Origin of the sequence: Streptomyces sp. NPDC090798, assembly GCF_044768965.1 — a bacterium.
In the GTDB taxonomy this organism is placed as follows: Bacteria; Actinomycetota; Actinomycetes; order Streptomycetales; family Streptomycetaceae; genus Streptomyces.
In genome coordinates this window covers 111,400-131,878 of sequence record NZ_JBIVXA010000021.1, presented here as the reverse complement: position 1 = coordinate 131,878, position 20,479 = coordinate 111,400, and the positions used below count along the sequence as shown (strand labels likewise).

General features: G+C 72.6%; 17 protein-coding genes. 12 read left to right on the top strand and 5 right to left on the bottom strand.

The features are described 5' to 3' along the window. Positions 1-66: 66 nt before the first annotated feature. The gene (locus tag ACIQTP_RS35440) at positions 67-2,079 is read left to right on the top strand and encodes a hypothetical protein (RefSeq protein ID WP_403407713.1); all 2,013 of its coding nucleotides are present in this window, start codon (positions 67-69) and stop codon (positions 2,077-2,079) included. Positions 2,080-2,268: 189 nt separating this feature from the next. Beyond that, positions 2,269-3,063 carry an RNA polymerase sigma factor SigF gene (locus ACIQTP_RS35435; RefSeq protein WP_403407711.1) on the top strand — a complete coding sequence of 265 codons (795 nt, stop codon included), beginning with the start codon at positions 2,269-2,271 and terminating at the stop codon, positions 3,061-3,063. A gap of 3 nt (positions 3,064-3,066) precedes the next feature. Here the strand turns inward: ACIQTP_RS35435 and ACIQTP_RS35430 are convergent, their stop codons facing one another. Beyond that, positions 3,067-4,194, bottom strand: coding sequence for a PAS domain-containing protein (locus ACIQTP_RS35430; protein WP_403407710.1), 1,128 nt, complete (start codon positions 4,192-4,194; stop codon positions 3,067-3,069). Between the two features lie 338 nt (positions 4,195-4,532). Here ACIQTP_RS35430 and ACIQTP_RS35425 point away from each other — a divergent pair, with 338 nt between their 5' ends. The 4 genes from ACIQTP_RS35425 (at position 4,533) to ACIQTP_RS35410 (ending at position 8,701) form a co-directional block, all read left to right on the top strand. Beyond that, on the top strand, positions 4,533-5,120 hold the full coding sequence (locus ACIQTP_RS35425; RefSeq protein WP_403407708.1) for an ANTAR domain-containing response regulator: 588 nt from the start codon (positions 4,533-4,535) through the stop codon (positions 5,118-5,120). Between the two features lie 158 nt (positions 5,121-5,278). Further along, positions 5,279-6,352 carry a hypothetical protein gene (locus ACIQTP_RS35420; protein WP_403407707.1) on the top strand — a complete coding sequence of 358 codons (1,074 nt, stop codon included), beginning with the start codon at positions 5,279-5,281 and terminating at the stop codon, positions 6,350-6,352. A gap of 37 nt (positions 6,353-6,389) precedes the next feature. Next, the gene (locus ACIQTP_RS35415) at positions 6,390-7,637 is read left to right on the top strand and encodes an aminotransferase class I/II-fold pyridoxal phosphate-dependent enzyme (protein WP_403407705.1); all 1,248 of its coding nucleotides are present in this window, start codon (positions 6,390-6,392) and stop codon (positions 7,635-7,637) included. Then, positions 7,634-8,701, top strand: coding sequence for an MBL fold metallo-hydrolase (locus tag ACIQTP_RS35410; protein WP_403407704.1), 1,068 nt, complete (start codon positions 7,634-7,636; stop codon positions 8,699-8,701). Before ACIQTP_RS35415 ends, ACIQTP_RS35410 begins: the two co-directional genes overlap by 4 nt. 73 nt (positions 8,702-8,774) lie before the next feature. On the opposite strand, the gene ACIQTP_RS35405 is transcribed toward ACIQTP_RS35410, so the two are convergent. Both ACIQTP_RS35405 and ACIQTP_RS35400 read right to left on the bottom strand, forming a co-directional pair. Continuing rightward, positions 8,775-9,425 carry a DedA family protein gene (locus tag ACIQTP_RS35405; protein ID WP_403407771.1) on the bottom strand — a complete coding sequence of 217 codons (651 nt, stop codon included), beginning with the start codon at positions 9,423-9,425 and terminating at the stop codon, positions 8,775-8,777. Between the two features lie 38 nt (positions 9,426-9,463). Next, positions 9,464-10,237 (bottom strand): MBL fold metallo-hydrolase, encoded by a 774-nt coding sequence (locus tag ACIQTP_RS35400; protein WP_403407702.1) that lies wholly within the window; start codon positions 10,235-10,237, stop codon positions 9,464-9,466. Positions 10,238-10,322: 85 nt separating this feature from the next. Here ACIQTP_RS35400 and ACIQTP_RS35395 point away from each other — a divergent pair, with 85 nt between their 5' ends. The 6 genes from ACIQTP_RS35395 to dnaK all read left to right on the top strand — a co-directional run bounded on the left by ACIQTP_RS35395 (position 10,323) and on the right by dnaK (position 18,531). Beyond that, the gene (locus tag ACIQTP_RS35395) at positions 10,323-10,757 is read left to right on the top strand and encodes a hypothetical protein (RefSeq protein WP_403407700.1); all 435 of its coding nucleotides are present in this window, start codon (positions 10,323-10,325) and stop codon (positions 10,755-10,757) included. A gap of 88 nt (positions 10,758-10,845) precedes the next feature. Next, the gene (locus tag ACIQTP_RS35390; RefSeq protein ID WP_403407698.1) at positions 10,846-12,930 is read left to right on the top strand and encodes a phage holin family protein; all 2,085 of its coding nucleotides are present in this window, start codon (positions 10,846-10,848) and stop codon (positions 12,928-12,930) included. 179 nt (positions 12,931-13,109) lie between these two features. Continuing rightward, positions 13,110-14,171 carry an ATP-binding protein gene (locus ACIQTP_RS35385; RefSeq protein ID WP_403407696.1) on the top strand — a complete coding sequence of 354 codons (1,062 nt, stop codon included), beginning with the start codon at positions 13,110-13,112 and terminating at the stop codon, positions 14,169-14,171. Positions 14,172-14,242: 71 nt separating this feature from the next. Beyond that, positions 14,243-15,979: a hypothetical protein gene (locus tag ACIQTP_RS35380; protein ID WP_403407770.1), complete on the top strand. Its 1,737-nt coding sequence runs from the start codon at positions 14,243-14,245 to the stop codon at positions 15,977-15,979. A gap of 131 nt (positions 15,980-16,110) precedes the next feature. Next, positions 16,111-16,536, top strand: coding sequence for an OsmC family protein (locus ACIQTP_RS35375; protein WP_060901013.1), 426 nt, complete (start codon positions 16,111-16,113; stop codon positions 16,534-16,536). 129 nt (positions 16,537-16,665) lie between these two features. Beyond that, positions 16,666-18,531, top strand: coding sequence for a molecular chaperone DnaK (gene dnaK / locus ACIQTP_RS35370; protein ID WP_403407693.1), 1,866 nt, complete (start codon positions 16,666-16,668; stop codon positions 18,529-18,531). Positions 18,532-18,617: 86 nt separating this feature from the next. Here the strand turns inward: dnaK and ACIQTP_RS35365 are convergent, their stop codons facing one another. After that, positions 18,618-19,484 carry a helix-turn-helix domain-containing protein gene (locus tag ACIQTP_RS35365; RefSeq protein WP_403407691.1) on the bottom strand — a complete coding sequence of 289 codons (867 nt, stop codon included), beginning with the start codon at positions 19,482-19,484 and terminating at the stop codon, positions 18,618-18,620. Between the two features lie 55 nt (positions 19,485-19,539). Further along, positions 19,540-20,391, bottom strand: a complete 852-nt coding sequence (locus ACIQTP_RS35360; protein ID WP_403407689.1) for a helix-turn-helix domain-containing protein — start codon at positions 20,389-20,391, stop codon at positions 19,540-19,542. Positions 20,392-20,479 lie beyond the last annotated feature (88 nt).

Sequence of the window (20,479 nt, the reverse complement as noted above, 5' to 3'; positions counted from 1 at the left end):
GAGCTCCACCGCCGGGCGGCAAGATGACGGCCGGAGAACCGGTTCTCCGAGGTCATGGGGGTGGAAGTGACGGGGATATCGCTGGACGCGCTGGACGCGGTGGCGTGGGACCGGCTCGAGTCGGCGCTGCCCCGGCACCCGGCCGAGGGGGTGCCGCGCGCGCTGCGGCGACTGGCGCTCGCGGGCGGGGCCGCGACGGAGGAGCACTGCTACCCGCTGTACTCCTGCCTGGCCGCGGGCAACGGCCGGGTGCCCTCCGCGGCGACCGCAGCACTGCCCTTCCTGGTCGCGCTCGCCGCCGATCCGGGGACGGGCGCGCGCGGCGACCTCGTAGGACTGCTGGTGTCCCTGAAGCGGGCGGCCGAGCAGGCCCGGCCGGAGCTGGTGGACGAGGGGTGGCCGGCGCAGTGGAGCCGCCACCGCGGCGCGGTCCTGGCGCTGCTGGCGGACCCGGACCCCGATGTGCGGCGGGAGGCCGTTCCCCTCGCCGACGGTGTCGTACCGCTCCTGGAGCGGTGGCGGGCCGAGACGGACCCGGCGATGCGTCTGCCGGTGCTGCTGCAGCTGGGACGGGTGGCCGCCGAGGCGGCGGAAGCGGATGCCCGGCCGGTCGACGAGGTGCGGACGGTGCTCGACGGCGTTCTGCGTGACGGCGACCCCGTCATGAAGGTCGCGGCCGTGATCGCCTGGGCGCAGCTCGATCCGCAGGAGCCGGTCCGGCGGATCGACCTGCTGGTGGAGACACTCTCCGACCTCGCCGTACGGCCCAGGTTCGAGGAGATCTGGTACGTGTCAGCGGTCGAGGAACCCTTCAGCCGTGAAGCGGTCGTCACCTGGGCCGCCGAGCTGTTCGACCACGACGCCCGGACGGCCGCCTCCTTCGTGGTCCGGCTGGCCGACGCGGCGGCCCGTACCGGGGACACCGAACTGTCCCAGGCGGTGCTGGACGAGGCATGGCGGCTGCTGGTGCTCAGGCCGTCCGCGGCGCCCGCGCTGTTGCCGGTGGCGGGACGACTGCTGGACGACCCGGCCGACCCCGTGCGCCTGCGGGCGGCACACCTTCTGGCGGTGCTCGGCCGGCAGTCGGCCCGGTACGCCGACCGGCTCGTCACGCTGCTCGACGACCCGGGGGAGGACCCCTGCCTGGAGGGGACCGTCGGTGACTACGCGCGCTGGGCGCTCACCCGGATCGGCGACCCGCGCGCGATGCCGGGGCTCGTCGAGCGGCTCTACGAGCCCTATCGGGAGCACTACGGACGTGGCTACTGCGTCAGCGACCCGCGACTTCCGGACGTCGACGCCGTGCTGGTTCCGCTGCGGGCGCACGCCGACGTCCTGCTGCCCGCACTGCGGGAGGCGATGCGGCACCACGCGGCGCACAACGACGGCCACGGCCCGCTGACCGACGCCTTCCTGAAGGTCCTGAAGGCGTGGGGGCCGGACGCGCTGCCCGCGCTGCCGGAGGTCCTGGCGCTGATGGACCACGCCAGGGGCTCGCTCCCGATCGTCGAGGTGCTGGCCGCGATGGGGCCGGGCGCCGCGTCCGCCGAGCCCGCCCTGCGTGCCTGCAAGCCGCTCAACTGGCCGGGGTACCACGGGAACGCGGCGTGGGCCGCCTCGCACATGGGCGGAGACCGTACGGCGGCACTGCGGCTCATCGGCGACGCGGTGCTGACCGAGGAGGGTCCCTACTACGGGCCTGTCCGCCTGCTGACCGACTTCGGTCCCGCGGCCGCGCCGTACGCCGACCGGGTGCGGCACATCATGGAGAACACCGACGGCTTTCGCCGGATCGAGGCCGCGCTCGCCCTCTGGTCGGGCACGGGCGAGCCCGAGCCGAGCATCTCGGTCCTGGCGGAGTTCGTCCTGCCGATCGCCGACGGCGGCGACGACTATGGGCTCTTCGGAGAGGCGCTGCGAGCGCTGGCCCGGATCGGCACCCTCACCCCCGCGACGCGCGCCGCGCTGCGGACGGTACGGGGCTTCGACGGCCGCCTGGCACAGGCACGGAACTACGAGGCCTTCCTCCAGGACGAGGAGCTGCGCGCCGCGATCGAGTACCTGCTCGCCCTTCCCTGAGCCCAAGGCGCCGACAGGCGGGTGTTTGCCCCGGACATGCCGGGGCAGGCGGAATTCAAGTGCTTCGGACAGGAGGCACGTCCGTGGGAGCGGGGAAGTCCTCGCCACGGGTGTGCCGTTCGACGCACCCGTGCGCTCCCACGGTGACCGTCCAACCCAAGGCACCTGCAAAGGGAGTTGCGACGCACCATGCGAAACCAAGTGAGCGCGAAACGCCATCCGCACGACGACGCCCCCGACACCACGGAGGCATTCCGCAGGCTCGCCTCGCTCCCTCCGGGCCGGCAGCACGACTCGCTCCGCGAGCAGATCGTCGAGGCCTGGCTGCCGATGGCCAACAGGCTCGCGGGCCGGTTCCGCAACCGCGGTGAGAGCCTGGAGGACCTGCGCCAGGTCGCGGCGCTCGGTCTGGTCAAGGCCGTGGACCGGTACGACCCCGAGCTCGGCAACGCCTTCGAGAGCTACGCCGTGCCGACCGTCACCGGCGAGATCAAACGGCACTTCCGCGACCACATGTGGACCCTGCACGTGCCGCGCCGAGTCCAGGACCTGCGCAGCCGTGTGAGGTTCGCCGTCCAGGAACTCTCGGGGACCATCTCGGGCCGCAGGCCCACCGTCGCCGAGATCGCCGAGCACGCCCGGATGAGCGAGGAGGACGTCCGGGCCGGCCTGGAGGCCCTGGAGAGCTTCACCGCGCTCTCCTTGGACGCCGAGGTCGCCGGCAGCGACGACGGCTACTCGCTCAGCGACGCCCTCGGCTCGTCCGACCCCGCGCTCGACGTCGTCATCGACCGCGAGGCCGTCAAGCCCCGGCTGCAGGCCCTGCCCGAGCGTGAACGCACCATCCTCTACATGCGGTTCTTCGGCGACATGACGCAGAGCCGGATCGCCGACGAACTCGGGATCTCGCAGATGCACGTGTCGCGGCTGATCAGCCGGTGCTGCCACCGGCTGCGCGACCAGGTGATGCGCGACGCGGCGTAGCCGCTACCGGGGCGCGCTCATCGCCAGGGCCAGGTGGCGGGACATCATGTCCATCGCCTGGGCCTCCGCCATCGAGAACGCCCCGCGGGCGCCGCTGCGGAACAGGGTCAGCACGCCTTGCACGGGGCCGGGCGCGGAGGTCAGGGGCACGCACAGCAGCGAGGTCACGTTCGCCCGTACGAGGACCGGGGCGCCCGAGGTGTCACGGCCGAAGGCGTCGGGATCCTCGGGGCGCACCCGCAGCGCCGTGGATCCGCCTCGGGCCGCCTCGACGACGAGCGGACAGGCGGCGGGATCCTGCGCGGCCACGTCGTTCGCCTTCTCCACGCTGTCGGAGGGGGCGAGCACCGTCGTACGGGACAGCCGCGCCGCCCCCGCCACGTCGGCCACCACCCAGTCGGCGAACCGCCCGTGCAGCACCCCGGCCGCCCGTTCCAGCACCCCGGACGGATCGCCGACCGGGCCGCTGAGCAGCGCCGTGGTCATGGCGTCCACCAGGTCCATCAGCGCCGCGTGCCGGGTCGTCTCGGTCAGCGTCGGCGCCGGGCCCGGCACGCGCTCGTGGGACGGCACCCGGCTGTCCGCGGGCTGTAGGACGACGAGGACGGCGGTGCGGGGTTCGCCGCCGGGCCGCAGCGCGGTGAGCGTCGCCCGCACCGGCACCGCGGGCTGCTGCTGGAGGTGCACGGTGAGGCTGCGGTCGCCCTCGCCGCGCGCCACCGCCGCGGCCTGCGAGCGGAACGCCGCGCGGTCGGCGTGCGCGAGAAAACCGGTGAGTGGCCGGCCCGTCGCGTAGCCGGCCCGGACGCCGGTGAACGAGGTCGCCGCGAAGTTCAGCCTGCGCACCACCGTCTCGCGGTCGACCAGCGCGACAGGCACCGGCACCCGCTGGAAGAGCGCCTTGAGGAGCTGTTGCTCCTGGCGGTCGACCGAGGCGACGCCGGACGGCCCCGTCGAGGACAGAGTCTCGTACCAGGGCCACAACCGGCCCGCCACGTGGTCGAGTTCGAAGATCGCCGCGTCGAGCACCGTCGGCAGGTCGTCGGCCGGTACCGATCGAGCCGCCTTGAGCTCCGCCACGCGGCGCACGAAATCCGCGAGTTCTTCACCGAATTCGTCCGTCTGCGCCATGCCATGAACGTAACCCGAAGATCTGGTTCCGGGTGTGGCGGGGGTGCAACCCGCCGCGCCTGTTTTCCGCGCAGGTGAGCGGGAAGGCGCGGAGGGAGGAGGGGTGAACCATGCCGTATGCGGGGCGACTTGAGCAACGCGGTCAAAACGATCGGCGCGCTCAAAACGATCGGCGCGGTCGAAACGATCAGCGCGGTCAAGGCGGTCAAGTCGGTCAATGTGGTCAACTCGGTCACCTGGGGACGCGGTCGCCGGAGTCCACGTTTCCGGGCAGGCGGCTGTCGGAGCTCGCCGAGCAGGCCGCCCGCTGCACCACCGACTGCTGCGGCGCCAGCTGCATGGTCTCCGAGGGCGCCCCGGAACGGCCCGCCGCGGTCACCCACCCCGACCTCGCCGGACTCGTCGCGGTCCAACTCCGCTCCGGAGACGGTCCGATCCCCGCCGCGCTGGAACGCGGTGAGCCCGTCGACTCGGCGGACCTGCTGCGCGAGCAGCGCTGGCCGGCGTACCGCGCGATGGCCCTCGACTCGGGTGTCCGCTCCAGTGTCACGATCCCCTTCCGGCGTTCCGGGCTGACCGTGACCCTCAGCCTCTACAGCTTCCGGCCCGGCGCCCTGGAGGACGCCCCGCACGGACCCGCCCGCGCGCTCGGCGACCTCGCCGTCACCTGCCTGGTCCGCGACCGCTCCTACCGGGCCGCGCTCACCGAGCTCGACCAGCTCGGCGCCGCGCTGCGCACCCGGCCCGTCGTCGACCAGGCGTGCGGGATCGTCATGCACGTACTGGGCTGCGACGCGGAAGCGGCCTTCGGCGTATTGCGCCGCGTCTCGCAGGCGACCCAGCGCAAACTGTCCGACGTGGCCTCGGCCGTCGTGGACAAGCGTGGACGAGGCCTGGAACGGGAGCTCGTCTCCCTCTCGAACTGACCCGGTCGGCCGAGCCTCCGGTGTCACCCGCTCGGGCGCCCGTGTCGCGCGAATGGTGTCCGGCCGCGCGCGCCCTGCGCCGGGGCGGGCTGTGATGGGGCGGGGGGCGCGACGGCCGTGCCCCCTTCAGACAGTGTCTGTCCGAAGGAGCCCGACCCATGCGCCGTACCGTCCGTGTCCTGTCCGCCACCGCCCTGGCCTGTGCCGCCCTGGGGGCGGCCGCCACGGCCGCGTCCGCGGATCCGGGCGCGGAGGTCGATCCCCGTTCCGTGGGCCCCGGTGGTCTCCTCTCCATCTCCGTCACCTGTGACGCGATCGGCGGTACCCAGCCCGAGTCGATCGACGCCCACTCCCAGGGCTTCGAGGGGGGCAAGGTCCAGCTGCACCGGGTCATCGGCGGCGACGAGAAGACGGGCGGCGCCGCCTCGTACCGCGGGACGGCCCGTATCCCGGCGGGTGGGAGTTCCGACGGTGGATCCGGTGGACTCGGAGGGGTGGGCGGACTTGCAGGGGTCGGCGGGTTCGGAGTGGCGGGCGGGACCGGCGGGCAGTTCAACAGCGATTCCGACGCCGGGGACCGTGAGGCCCAATGGGCCGTCAACGGCGTGTGTCCCGTTGCGCCGGGCGGCCAGGAGCGCCCGTGGAACACCTCGTACACCGTGTCCCACGGCACCAGCACCAGCACCGGGGTCGGTACCGGCACCAGTACCGGCATCGGTACCGGCACCAGCAGCACCGGCGTCGGCACAAGTGCCGGGCGTGACACGGGTACGGGGCGCGAGACCGGTGCGGCGCGTGACACGGGCGCGGGCCGTGACACAGGGGCGGGTCACGACACCGGTGCGGGTCGTGACACGGGTACGGGTCGTGACACAGGCGCGGGTCACGACACGGGCGCGGGTCGTGACACAGGGGCGGGTCACGACACGGGTGCGGGTCGTGACACCGGTGCGAGTCACGACACGGGCACCGGGCGCGAGACCGGCGCGGCTCACGACACCGGCAGCGGGCGTGACACCGGCGCGGCTCACGACACCGGCAGCGGGCGTGACACCGGCGCGGATCACGACACCGCGGAGCGCCCCGCCGGTGCGCAGTACGGAGTGCAGGGTGGCGAGGGCGGCGCCTTCACCGATTCCGTCCCGGCCCTGATCACCGGTGGCGTCCTGATCGTGGGCGCGTTGGGCGCGGCCCTCCACCGGCTGCGCCAAAAGGGCTCCTCCAACCGCTGACACAGGGCACGGCACCACGGACTGCACGGAGGCACGTATGCGGCGGACGGTTCCGGAAGGGCACGGTCCGGTCCGCTACGGCCCGCCCCTTCCCGATCAGGGCCTGCCGGTACTGGCCGAGCTGCGCGCCGTGCTCGCCGACGCGGCGGGCCACGCCCACGCCGAGCCCTCCGGCGGCGGCCCCGCGCTTCTCGACGCCGCCTGCGGCTACTGGACCCGGCGGGGCCTGGCCGCCGACCGCGACCGGGTGGTCGCCGCCCCCGGCGCCCCCGCCCTGCTCCTCGCGCTGACCGGCGCACTCGGCGGCGACGTCCTGGTGCCGCGCCCGTGCGCCGCCTGGTGGGCACCGCAGGTCCGCCTGCTGGGGCGGTCCGTGTTCCACGCGGCGACGCCCGCGGAGTGCGGCGGCCTGCCGGATCCGTACGCACTACTGGAGACCGTCCGCCGGGTCCGCGCCGAGGGCGGCGACCCGCGCCTGCTCGTGCTCTCCGTCGCCGACGACCCCACCGCCACCGTCGCACCGCCCGAGGTGGTGCACGAGACCGTGGAGGCCGCGGTGGGCGAGGGACTGCACGTGGTCAGCGAGGAGACCTGGCGCGACACCCTGCACCGGCCGCACGACACCGTGCTGCTCAGCCCCGCCGAGATGCTCCCCGGCGAGGTCACTGTGCTCACGGACCTCGCGGGCGCCTTCCTGCCGCAGGGCTGGCCGGCCGCCGTCGCCCGCTTCCCGGACACCGACGAGGGCCTTCGGCTGCGCGCCCGCGTCCTCGACGTGCTCACCGTGCTCGGTGCCCGGGTCGCCGAACCGGTCGCCGCGGCGGCCGCGTACGCGCTCGGCGAGCCCGACGCGGTCACCGAGCGGCTGACCGCGGCCGTACGCCTGCACGCGCGCGTGGCTCTCGCCGCGCACCGCGCGGTGGTCGGGTCGGGGGCCCTCGCACGGCCGCCGCAGGCCGGCAGACATCTGTACGTGGATCTCGGCCCGTTGAGCTCCGCGCTGACCGCCCTCGGCGTCGGGGACGCACAGGAACTGGAGGACTTCCTCACCGCCCGGCTCGGCATGCCCGCGCCGGGCGGCCACCGCTTCGGGGACGATCTCGAGGCGCTTCGCGTGCGGTTGGAGACCGGACCGCTGCTCGGCACCACCGACGCGGAGCGGGCGGAGTGTCTCAGTTCACCCGCACCGTTGGAACTGCCACAGGTGCAACGCGCGTTGACCCTCCTGGGGTCGGCGTTCGACGATCTCCGTGACGACGCTCAGCGATGGGAGCCTCCTCGATGACGCAGCAGTCCCAGTCGACCACGAGCACGAGTACGTCCACGAGCACGCCCATATTCACGAGCACGCCCTTTCCGCTCCGTCCGCTCGTCGAGCCCCCTCCTCTCGCTGAACCCCGTCCGCTCGGTGAGCGCCGTGTGTGGCCGCGGTCGTTCGTCGACCGGCTGACCGCGCCGCTGCCGGGGCTGCGGGCCTTCGCGCGGTTCGCCCGTGAGGGGGCGCTGCGGCCGGGGCCCGAGGGACTCGCCGACATCCCGCTGCTGCCCTTCGAGCCGGGGCCGCTGCCGCGGGTGGGTGCCCGTACCGTCGCCGTCTCCTGGGCGGGGCACGCGAGTTGGGTGATCCGCATAGGCGGGCTCACCGTCCTCACCGACCCGGTCTGGTCCCGCAAGATCCTCGGCACCCCGGCCCGGGTCACCCCGGTCGGCGTGGCCTGGAGCGCGCTGCCGCGCGTCGACGCCGTCGTCATCAGTCACAACCACTACGACCATCTGGACGCGCCGACGCTGCGCCGACTCCCGCGCGACACACCGGTGTTCGTGCCGGCCGGACTCGGGCGCTGGTTCCGGCGCCGCCGGTTCACCCGGGTCACCGAGCTGGACTGGTGGGAGGCAGTCGAACTCGACGGCGTGCGCTTCGACTTCGTCCCCGCGCACCACTGGTCCAAGCGCAGCCTCACCGACACCTGCCGCACGCTGTGGGGCGGCTGGGTGCTGACGGCGCCCGAAGGGCAGCGGGTCTACTTCGCGGGGGACACGGGGTACGGGCACTGGTTCGCGGCCATCGGGCAGCGGTATCCAGGGATAGACCTGGCCCTGCTTCCCATCGGGGCGTACGACCCGAGGTGGTGGTTGAGTGACGTCCACTGCGACCCGGAAGAGGCTGTCCGGGCGGCTGTCGACCTGGGGGCTCGTCGGATGGCCCCGATGCACTGGGGGACGTTCGTGCTGTCCGCGGAGCCCGTGCTGGAGCCGCTGACCCGGGTGAAGGCGGCTTGGGAGCGGCTGGGGTTGGAGCGGGGGAATCTGTGGGATCTGGCGGTGGGGGGTTCTCGGGTCCTGGGGTGACGGCGGCGGGGTGCCTGCCGGTGGGCCGTGGTTGCTCGCGCAGTTCCTCGCGCCCCTTCCAGGGGCGTTGCTTCTATCGCGGCGCGGTTCCGCGTACCCTCCGCCACACCCCCGGCGCCGCACTGATCGCCAGTGTGAGTACGACCGCCGCCACCACGCCCTCCCACGGCTCGTCGAAGAGGGAGCCGCCGAGGATGCCGATGACCTGATAGGTGGCCGCCCAGGCGAGGCAGGCGGGGATGTCGCCGCGGGCGAAGGTGCGCAGGGGCATCTTCGCCAGCAGGCAGGCGAGCATCACCGGTATGCGGCCCGCCGGGACGAGGCGGGACAGGACGAGGACGGCGACGCCGTGGTCGTCCAGCTTCTCCTGGGCCTGGACGAGGCGGTCCTCCGGGGCGCGCACACGGATCGCCTCCAGCCAGCGCGAGCCGTTCTTGGATCCCATGCCGCGCCGGCCGAGCCAGTAGAGCGCCATGTCACCGAGGAACGCCGCGAGCGAGCCCACCGCGAAGACCAGCAGCAGGGCGAACGGCGCCGTCTCGTGAAAGGCCACCACGGCCGCCGAACTGACCAGCGCGCCCGTCGGCACCACCGGGACCAGCGCGCCGATCAGGACCAGCACGAACAGTGACGGATAGCCGATCGCCTGTTGTGTGCTCTCCGGTGACACGGCCGCGCCCGTGGCGGACAGGAACACGGCCGGCGCGCTGCTCTTGGCGGACAGGAATATCGCCGGGGCCGCGCCCTTGGCGGTCAGAGGCGTCACCGCGCGACCTCCGGGCGCACGCTCTCGCCGTGTTCGAGCCGGTGCACCGCCACCTGGGGCGCACGCTCACCAGCCAGGCGCACGAACTCAGCACCCGGCGCATGGAATTCATGCGGGCGCACACCGTCCATACCGATGGGCCAGTACGTGCCGTAGTGCACCGGCACCGCGCTCCTCGGCATCAGCCGGGCCAGCGCCTCGGCGGCCCGCCCCGCGTCCAGGTGCCCCTCCCCCAGGAACGGGCCCCACCCGCCGACCGGCAACAGCGCCACGTCGACCGGTCCGACCTCCTCGGCCATCGACTCGAACAGCCCGGTGTCCCCGGCGAAATACGTCCGCGCCTCGCCCTCCACCACAAAGCCCAGCGCGGGGGAGCGGTGCGGTCCGACCGGCAGTCGCCGCCCGTCGTGCCGCGCCGACACCGTACGTACGACCAGGTCACCGACCTCGGTCAGGTCCCCGGGCGCCACCTCGAGGAACCGCAGACGGTCCAGCCTGCGCAGCGCCGGCACCACACGCGGCGCGCCCTTCGGCACCAGTACCAAAGTGCCCGGCGCGAGCCGCTGCAACGAGGGCAGATGGAGATGGTCGGCATGCAGATGAGAGACCAGCGCCACGTCCGCGACCGCCGCCTCGGCAGGGGGCGGCGCCCCGCGCCTGCGCCGCAGGTGCGCGAGCCGGCGCGCGAAGAGCGGATCGGTGAGGACGCGTGTGCCGGAGTCCTCCAGCGTGCAAGTGGCGTGCCCCCACCAGGTGATCTCCACCGGCACTTCTTTGCCTCCTCCGTGCGACTCCCCCCGAGCCTACGTGCAGGAGTAGGGTCGGCGGCGAAACCCGGAGGTGAGGGGGGACGCCATGGGACACGCGAGCAGCGCCTCCGCCGCGCCGACCGCAGTCCGCGTCACGGCCATCGCGAGCCTGACGCCCCTGGAGGAGCTCGACGCGGACCCCTTCCTCGTGGACTCCCGCAGCCAGTACGCGATGTGCGCCCGCTGGGCCGCCGAGCGCGGTTACGTCGTCACCCGTGAGCTCCTCGTCCGCGATCTGCGCCCCGACCACCGCACCCTGTGGGCGGATGTCGAGGCGGGCCTCGTCGACCTGTTCGTCGCGCCGAGCCGTCGTGTCCTGGAGCGCGCGCTCGCCTCCGTGGACGAGTTCACCGCCGAGTGCGCCCGCCGCGGCGTACGGATCGAGACGGTCGGGTGCGCGGAACCGTCGTACGACGCCCAGATGAAGGCCCGGGTCCACCGCCGTCTGTCGATGCCGACCGCGGGCTACGACGGCCGCTGACGGGGACACCGGGGGCCACTCGACCGTTGTGACAGGGTGGGAGCAGGCCTCGCACACCGGGCGGGCCGGGACGTGAGGTGGACAGGGCGTGGGCGGAAGGCGTTGGCGGCGACTTCTCAGCGGGGTGTGGCGGAGCGTCTCGGTGTGGGCCGTGTCCACGGTCACCATGCTCGTCCTCGCCGGTGTGCTGCCCGACTTCCAGCTGGAGTCCAGCAACGGCGACAGCGCCACGCGGATCGCCGTCACCGCGGGGGCCGGCGCGGCCGTCTTCGGTCTGCTCTCCTCGCTCGTGTGGCCCCTGCTCGTACGGGCGCTGCTCCTGGTCCCCGCCCTCGTGCTCGGTCTGCTCGTCTTCTTCCTGAACGGGTCCTTGCTGCTGATAGCCCTGCGCGTCAACCCCTCCGGGCAGGGCGAGGCCGCGCCCGAGACCGCCGTGGTCGTCGCCGCCGTGATGTCCGCGGTCGCCTCGGCCACCGGGGGTGCCCTCGCCGTCCGGGACGACGAGGCCTACCGGCGCAGGCTCTCCCGGCTCGCCGACCGGCGCCGCAGGCGCGGTGACGGGCAGGCCTGGCCCTCGGCCCCCGGTGCCGTCTTCCTCCAGCTCGACGGCGTCGGCCACGACGTGCTGGAGGAGGCGGTCGGCAAGGGGCTGATGCCCACCGTCGCGCGATGGCTCGACGGCCCGGTGGAAGGCGGCCGCTCCAGCCACCGGCTCACCCCGTGGCGCACCGACTGGTCCAGCCAGACCGGCGCCAGCCAGCTCGGCATCCTGCACGGCAGCAACCACGACGTGCCGGCCTTCCGCTGGTACGAGAAGGACACGCACGAGGTCATGGTGTGCAACCGGCCCTCCAGTGCCGCCGAACTCCAGCGCCGGGCCGTCGAGCACTCCGGCGACGGGGGCCTGCTCACCGTCGACGGCGCCAGCCGCGGCAACCTCTTCAGCGGCGGCGCCGACCAGCTGGCCCTCGTGCTGTCCATGGCCGCGCGAAGGGGCCGGGAGAACCGTTCCCGCTCGGGCTACTTCGCGTACTTCAGCGACCCCGCCAACGCCGTCCGTACGGCCATGTCCTTCGTCGCCGAGGTGCTGCGCGAGATGGGGCAGTCCACGTGGGCCCGGATGAAGAAGCGGCGGCCCCGGGTCAAGCGCGGCGGGCTGTACCCCTTGGTGCGCGCCTTCGCGACCGTCGTCGAGCGGGACGTCGTCGTCGCCGCGGTGATCGGCGACATGCTCGCCGGGCGCAACGCGGTCTACGCGGACCTGGTGGCGTACGACGAGGTGGCCCACCACTCCGGGCCGCGCAGCCGGGACGCCGAGAAGGTCCTGGAGCGCCTCGACCGGTCCCTCGCCCTGGTGGCCAAGGTCGCCGAACACGCCCCGCGGCCCTACCGGATCGTGGTGCTGTCGGACCACGGCCAGAGCCCCGGCGAGACCTTCCTGACCCGCTACGGCCTCAGCCTCGGCAACCTGGTCCGGGCCGGGTGCGGGCTGCCCGTGCCGCGCAGGGCGCAGCGCACGCACAGTGGCACCGAGGCACGGGCGGCGGTGCGGGCCGCGCTGCGCAGACCCGTCGAGGAGCGCGGCGAGCACCACCGTCCCTCGCGCCGCTCCGAGCCCATCGTGCTGGCCTCCGGAAACCTCGGCCTGGTCTCCTTCCCCGACGTGCCGCACCGGATGAGCCGGGAGGAGATCGACCGCCGCCACCCCGCGCTGCTGTCCACCCTCGCCAACCACCCCGGCGTCGGCTTCGTGCTGGTCCGCAGCGAGGAGTACGGCGGACTCGTGCTGGGCGCGAACGGCGCGGAGATGCCGGTCGACAAGCTCGACGACGCGCGCCCGGGCCCGCTCGCCGACTTCGGCCCCGGCGCCGCCGACGCCGTACGACGTACGCACTCCTTCCCGCACGTCGCCGACATCATGGTCAACTCCTCGTACGATCCGAAGGAGGGCGAAGTCCTCGCCTTCGAGGAGCAGATCGGCTCGCACGGCGGACTCGGCGGCGCCCAGGCGCGCCCCTTCCTGCTGTCACCGACGGCCCTGTCCCTACCGGTCGAGGATGACGCGGATCTCGTGGGCGCCGAGCAGGTGCACCGCGTACTGCGACGCTGGCTGCGCGAGTGCGACGGCCCCCAAGTGCCGCTGGCGGCGCCCGTGGACGAGCGCGCCGCCTGAGCCACGGCCAGGGGGCCGGGCCGGGGCGGCGGGAAACGGGCTGCGGTCGGTGGCGGCGGGAGACGGGCTGCGGTCGGTGGCGGCGGAAAATGGGCTGCGGTCGGCGAGCCCCGCGCACACACTGTTCGCATGGAGCACCGCGCACCCGCGGGGCACTTGCCGACCCCCGAGGATGCCGCGTGCAGGCAGTCGTGACCGTCACCCCCGCCCGTATACCGGAACTGCTGCTCGGTCTCGCGACCGTGCGGCCGGTCTTCCTCTGGGGCGCCCCCGGCATCGGAAAGTCCTCCCTGGTGAGGGAGTTCGCCGAGTCGCTGGGACTGGAGTGCGTCAGCCTGCTCGGCACCCAGCTCGCACCCGAGGACCTGATCGGCGTCCCGCAGATCCGCGACGGGCGCTCGGTGTTCTGCCCGCCGGAGGCGATCGCCCGGGACGAGCCGTACTGCCTCTTCCTGGACGAGCTGAACGCGGCGACGCCGGATGTGCAGAAGGCGTTCTACTCCCTGATCCTGGACCGCCGCATCGGCGACTACGAGCTGCCCAAGGGCTCGATCGTGATCGGCGCGGGCAACCGCGCCACCGACAACGCGCTGGCCCGCCCGATCGCCTCCGCGCTGATCAACCGCCTCACGCACGTGCACCTGGAGGCCTCCTCCAAGGACTGGCTCGGCTGGGCCGCCGCCAACGGCATCCACCCCTGGGTCGTGGACCACCTCACCGACCGGCCCGACCACCTGTGGTCCAAGCCGCCGAAGACCGAGGAGCCGTTCTCCACACCCCGCTCCTGGCACATGCTCTCCGACGCGCTGCACTCCTTCGGACCGGCCCTCGACGAGCCGACCCTGAAGGTGATCGCGCACGGCACCCTGACCCCCGCGCACGCGGTCGCCTTCTGCGGCTATGTGAAGATCGTGCGCAGCCGGTTCGGCATCGAGGCGATCGTCAAGGGCGACGCCCGCTGGCCGCACCGCCCCGAGGACCGCGACCTGCTGTACTACCTCGCCGAGTCCTTCCGCGGCCGGCTCGTCAAGGAGCTGCCCGCCAGCAAGGAGCACCTCTCCGCGAGCGGACAGCAGACCGCGTACCGCGCCAAGTCGCTGCTCGTGCAGCTCGCGGAGATCTCCGTGGAGGTCGCGCAGGGCGTCATCGCCCCGGACACCGACGGCAACCCCCTCCTGCCCGCCTGGTTCCTGGTCGAGGCGGCCCGCGACATGCCCCGGCTGGTCGAGGCGCGGCAGTGAGCCGTACCCCGACCAGCCGCGGCAAGGGACAGCCGAAGAAGGACCTCGCGGCCGAGGCCTTCGCGGAGGGGATGCGGCTGGTGCGGGCCAACCGGGCGCTCGCCGCCATCGGCTTCAGCACCTGCCGCCAGGAGGACTGCCCCGACTCGCCCCGCGACGGTCTCGTCCGCGTCGACTCCAACGGCGTGCTGCACATCCACCCCACCCGCCGCGCCGAACCCGTCGAGTGGGCCTGGGCGGTCGCGCACGCCGTCATCCACCTGGGCTTCGGCCATGTCCCGGCGGCGCCGAAGACGCGCGAGCAGCCCGACCGCCACGCCCTCGCCGCCCGCTGCGCGGTCGTCAACCGCTTCCTGCTCGGCTTCCCCATCGGCCTCACCCCCGAGGACCTGCCGCCCTCGTACCCCGACGGCGACGAGGAGCAGCTCGCCGCCCGCTGGCGGCGCGAGGGGACTCCGGCCCCGTACGAGCGCTGCGGTACGGCAGGCGGCGAGCCGGACCAGCTGCTGGTGCCGTGGGACACCTGGAAGGGCGGCCAGGCCCCGGACTGGCAGCTCGAGTTCGCGCACGCCCTGACCCGAACCGTGGCCACGGCGATGGACGTGGCCGGCGGCCGCCGCGGCTCGATGCGCGGCGGGCCCACCCGGCTGCAGCCCTGGGAGCGGGCGCTGAGCTGGTTCATCTCCTCCTACCCGCTGCTCGGCGGCGTCGCGGCCGGCATCACCCTGGTCGCCGACGCCGAACTGGCCCGCGCCTACGACATCTCCGTCGCCGCCGTGAACGCGGAGGCGGGCGAGATCTACATCAACCCGCTGCGTCAACTGGAGGAGGAGGAATGGCGGTTCGTCCTCGCCCACGAGATGCTGCACGCCGCCCTGCGGCACGGCGACCGCTGCGGCGCCCGCGACCCGTACCTCTTCAACATCGCGGCCGACTACGTCATCAACGGCTGGCTGTGCGAGATGCAGGTCGGCACGATGCCCGAAGGGCTCCTGTACGACGCGGAGTTGAAGGACCTCTCGGCGGAGGAGGTGTACGACCGGATCGCGAAGGACCTGCGCCGGATGCGCCGGCTGTCCACGCTGCGCGGCAAGGGCGCGGGTGACATCCTCGGCGCCCCGCTCGGCTCCCCGCGCGACTACGTGGACCTGGACGAGCTCTACCGCCGTGGCCTGAGCCACGGTTTCGACTTGCACCAGCAGCTGGAGCGGGGCTATCTGCCGGGCGGTCTGGTCGAGGAGATCCGCGCGCTCAACCATCCGCCGCTGCCCTGGGACGCCCGCCTGGCCCGCTGGTTCGACGAGTTCGTGCCCCGCCCCGAGCCGGTACGGACGTACGCGCGCTCCTCGCGCCGTCAGGCGTCCACCCCCGACATCCCGCGCGCGGGACGGTACTTCCCGCCCGAGGAGATCGCCCGCTGCACCTTCGGCGTCGTCCTCGACACCTCCGGCTCCATGGACCGCACCCTGCTCGGCAAGGCGCTGGGCGCCATCGCCTCGTACGCCGAGGCCCGGGACGTACCGGCCGCGCGGGTGGTGTTCTGCGACGCGGCGCCGCACGACGCGGGCTATCTGCCGGTCACCGAGATCGCCGGGCGGGTACGGGTGCACGGGCGCGGCGGTACGGTGCTGCAGCCCGGCATCGATCTGCTGCACCGCGCGGACGACTTCCCGCCGGGCGCGCCGCTGCTGGTCATCACGGACGGCTGGTGCGACGTGCTGCGGGTGCGGCGCGAGCACGCGTATCTGATTCCGCAGGGCGCGCGGCTCCCGTTCACGGCGCGGGGACCGGTCTTCCGGGTGCGGTGAACCACCTTCGCGGGCGCGGCGAGACTTCTTCGCGGTCCCGTTGAGCCGTCATTCTGCGTGAGTGGCGCGCAGGTGTGATCGGATGGTGCGTACGGACCCCCGAAAACGGGACCTCATCGAAGGGAATCATCGTGGCAACCACGCGCACCGCGCACACCGTGTGGGAAGGCAACCTGCTCGAGGGCAGCGGCGTCGTCACCTTCGACTCCTCCGGCATCGGCCAGCAGCCGGTGACGTGGGCGTCGCGGGCGCAGGACGCCAACGGCAAGACCAGCCCCGAGGAGCTGATCGCCGCCGCCCACTCCAGCTGCTTCTCCATGGCGCTGTCGCACGCCCTCGCGGGTGCGGGCACCCCGCCCACCAAGCTCGTCACCAACGCCGACGTCACCTTCCAGCCCGGCGAGGGCATCACCGGCATCCACCTGACCGTGGAGGGCACGGTGCCGGGCCTCGACAACGACGGCTTCGTCGCGGCGGCCGAGGACGCGAAGAAGAACTGCCCGGTCAGCGCGGCGCTGACCGGCACGACGATCACCCTGACGGCCAAGCTGGCCTGACGTCCGGGAGCAGTACGGCGCCGCGGTCCCGCGCAGGGCCCGCGGCGCTGTCATGTCCGCCCCATTGACAAGAACGCACTCAAGTTTTGTGCTTGAAGGTGGGCAGCGCCCTGGCGGAAGGGGACGGACATGGCACGTGCGGTAGGGATCGACCTCGGTACGACGAACTCGGTGGTGGCCCTTCTCGAAGGCGGCGACCCCACCGTCGTGACCAACGCGGAGGGCGCGCGCACCACCCCCTCGGTGGTGGCCTTCGCCAAGAACGACGAGGTGCTCGTCGGCGAGGTCGCCAAACGGCAGGCCGTGACGAACGTGGAGCGCACCGCGCGCTCGGTCAAGCGCCACATGGGCGACGCGAGCTGGCGCTTCCCGGAGCAGGGATCCGTCGACGGCACCCGCTACCGCGCCCAGGAACTGTCGGCGCGCGTCCTGCAGAAGCTGAAGCGGGACGCGGAGGCCTACCTGGGCGAGGACGTCACGGACGCCGTGATCACCGTGCCCGCCTACTTCGACGACGCCCAGCGTCAGGCCACCAAGGAGGCGGGCGAGATCGCCGGCCTGAAGGTGCTGCGGATCATCAACGAGCCGACGGCCGCCGCCCTCGCCTACGGCCTCGACCGGGGCGAGGAGCAGACCGTCCTCGTCTTCGACCTGGGCGGCGGCACCTTCGACGTCTCGCTCCTGGAGATCGGCGACGGCGTCATCGAGGTCAAGGCGACCAACGGCGACACACGGCTCGGCGGCGACGACTGGGACCAGCGGATCGTCGAACACCTCGCGCAGCGCTTCAAGGCCGCGTACGGCATCGATCTCGGCCACGACAAGATGGCGCTGCAACGGCTGCGCGAGGGCGCCGAGAAGGCCAAGATCGAACTGTCCAGCTCCTCCGAGACCACCGTCAACCTGCCCTACGTCACCGCCACCGCCGACGGCCCCCTGCACCTCGAGGAGAAACTGACCCGCGCCCAGTTCCAGGAGCTGACCGCCGATCTGCTCGACCGCTGCAAGACCCCCTTCCACCAGGCGGTCAAGGACGCGGGCGTCAAGCTCGCCGCGATCGACCACGTCATCCTGGTCGGCGGCTCGACCCGGATGCCCGCCGTCACGGACCTGGTCAGGGAGCTCACCGGCAAGGACCCGCACAAGGGCGTCAACCCGGACGAGGTCGTGGCGCTCGGCGCGGCCCTCCAGGCGGGTGTCATCCGGGGGGACGTGAAGGACGTCCTGCTCCTCGACGTCACCCCGCTGTCCCTCGGCATCGAGACCAAGGGCGGCATCATGACCAGGCTCATCGAGCGCAACACCACGATCCCGACCCGCCGTTCGGAGATCTTCACCACGGCCGCGGACAACCAGCCCTCGGTCGGCATCCAGGTCTACCAGGGCGAACGCGAGATCGCCGCGTACAACAAGAAGCTCGGCGTCTTCGACCTCACCGGGCTGCCGCCCGCGCCGCGCGGAGTCCCGCAGATCGAGGTCGCCTTCGACATCGACGCCAACGGGATCATGCACGTCTCCGCGAAGGACCTTGCCACCGGGCGCGAACAGAAGATGACCGTCACCGGCGGCTCCGCGCTCCCCAAGAACGACATCGACCGCATGATGCGCGAGGCCGAGCAGTACGCCGAGGAGGACCGCGCGCGCCGCGAGGCCGCCGAGACCCGCAACCAGGCCGAACAACTCGTCTACCAGACCGAGAAGTTCCTCCGCGAGAACGACGAACGCATCCCCTCCGAGACGAAACCCGAGGTCGAGTCCGCCGTCGCCGACCTCAAGCGTCTCCTGGAGGACTCCGCCACCGACACCACCGACCTGCGCACCGGCGTGGAGAAACTGGCCTCGGTGAGCCAGAAGATGGGCCAGGCCATGTATGCCCAGGCCCAGCAGACGCCCCGGGAGGAGCCGGCCGCCGAGCACACCACGGCGGCGGAGGACGGTGTGGTGGACGCCGAGATCGTGGACGACGAGAGGGAGACGAGGGGCGGCGCGGCGTAAAGGCCTTCGAGGAGAGGGGCTCCCTGAGAGCCCCTCCCTGGGAACTCCTCCTTGGGAACTCCCTGGGAACTCCTCCTTGAGAACTCTCAGTAGGAGTCCCGGATCTCCCGCAGGATCTCCTTGGTGCGGGGCACGGAGGCGGCGTGGGCGGACATGTGGTCCAGCACTTCCAGATGCATGGCCACCTCGGGGCGCGAGTCCAGGTAGATCGCACCGGTCAGGTACTCGCTGTAGACCATGTCGGGCAGTTCCGGCTCCGCGAAGCGGAACAGCGCGAAGGAGGTGTACGTCCCCGGATGCGGGCCGCTCGCGTACTCGGCGACCTGGACGGAGATGTCGTCGCTCTCCATCTCCCGCAGCAGCCGGTCGATCTGGTCCCGCATGACCTCCCCACGGATGCTCACCGGACGCCGCAGCGCGGTCTCGTCCATGATCACCCAGAGGCGCGGCCGGTGCTCGCGCCCCAGCAGCAGCTGCTGCCGCGTCATGCGCAGCGTCACATGCCGCTCGATGGCCTCGGGCCCCGTCTGGCCCACCGTTCCCGCCTCCAGTACGGCGCGCGCGTACTCCTCGGTCTGCAGCAGCCCGGGCACGAAGTGCGGCTCGTACGAGCGGATCAGACGGGCGGCGCCCTCCAGGCTGACGTGCATGCTGAACCAGTCCGGCAGCACATCGTGGAACCGCTGCCACCAGCCCGGCTGGTTCGCCTCCTCGGCGAGCGTGACGAAGGCGGCCACCTCGTCGTCGGCCACGCCGTACGTCGTCAGCAGCACCTGGAGGTACGGGATCTTGAGGGCGACCTCGGCCATCTCCATCCGCCGCACCGTCGCCGGGGCGACACGCAGGACACGCGCGGCTTCTTCGCGCTTCAGCCCGGTGGCCTCCCGCAATTCCTGCAGCCGCCGCCCGAGCACCACTTGCCCCACGGTGGGCGCAGCCCGCCGCTCACTCACGCCACGCCCTCCCCAAGCGCCGAAGCCTCCACTCAAACGGATCGGCGACGCTCCGTCAAGACACCAGTGACTGAAGGTATTTGACGGTCGCCGGATCCGCGGGCAGAAACGTCTCGATGGCCAGCTCGGCGACGGTGACGTCCATCGGGGTGTTGAAGGTGGAGATGGAGGAGATGAAGGACAGCACGCGCCCGCCGTGCTCGATCCGCAGGGGAAGCGCGAAATAGGGAACGGGCCCGACACCTTCCTCCAGTTCCGGTCCCACTCCCTGTCCCTGGTCCGGGTCCGGCACCGGGTAGGCCGCCACCTCCTCGTAGAGCGCACGCAGTGGCTCGGAGCGGTCCAGGGCGATCTGCCGGTCCATCTGCGCGAGCAGGTGGTCGCGCCACTCGCGGTGGTTGCGGATCCGAGGCGCCAGTCCCTCCGGGTGGAGGGTCAGCCGCATCGCGTTCAGCGGTGGGGTGAGCAGCGACTCGCAGACGCCCTCCAGGAGCATGGTGATGCCACGGTTGGCGGCGAGCACGGTGTACGTGGCGTCCACCACCAGCGCCGGGTAGGGCTCGTAGCCCTGGATCAGCCGCTCCATGCCCTGGCGCAGGGCGTCCATCGAGGGGTCGTCGAGGGGGGTCTCCGGGTAGTGGGGCGCGTAGCCGGCGGCCAGGAGCAGCGCGTTGCGTTCCCGTACGGGGACGTCGAGGTGTTCGGCCAGCCGCAGCACCATCTCCTCACTCGGGCGGGAGCGGCCGGTCTCGATGAAACTGATGTGGCGGGCCGAGGAGTCGGCCCGCAGCGCCAGTTCCAGCTGGCTGACCCGACGCTGTTCCCGCCAGCCGCGCAGCAGCGGGCCGACGCCCTTGCCGACGGGATGGGTTGAGGGCCTGGCCGGACCGGACGCGACGATGGACATACGCCGACCGTAACCGAGGAACGCCGTGGGTGGAGCGTGGGCCTTGCTTTCGAACGCCGGACGGCCGGGGTCTTTGGGGGCGCGGGGA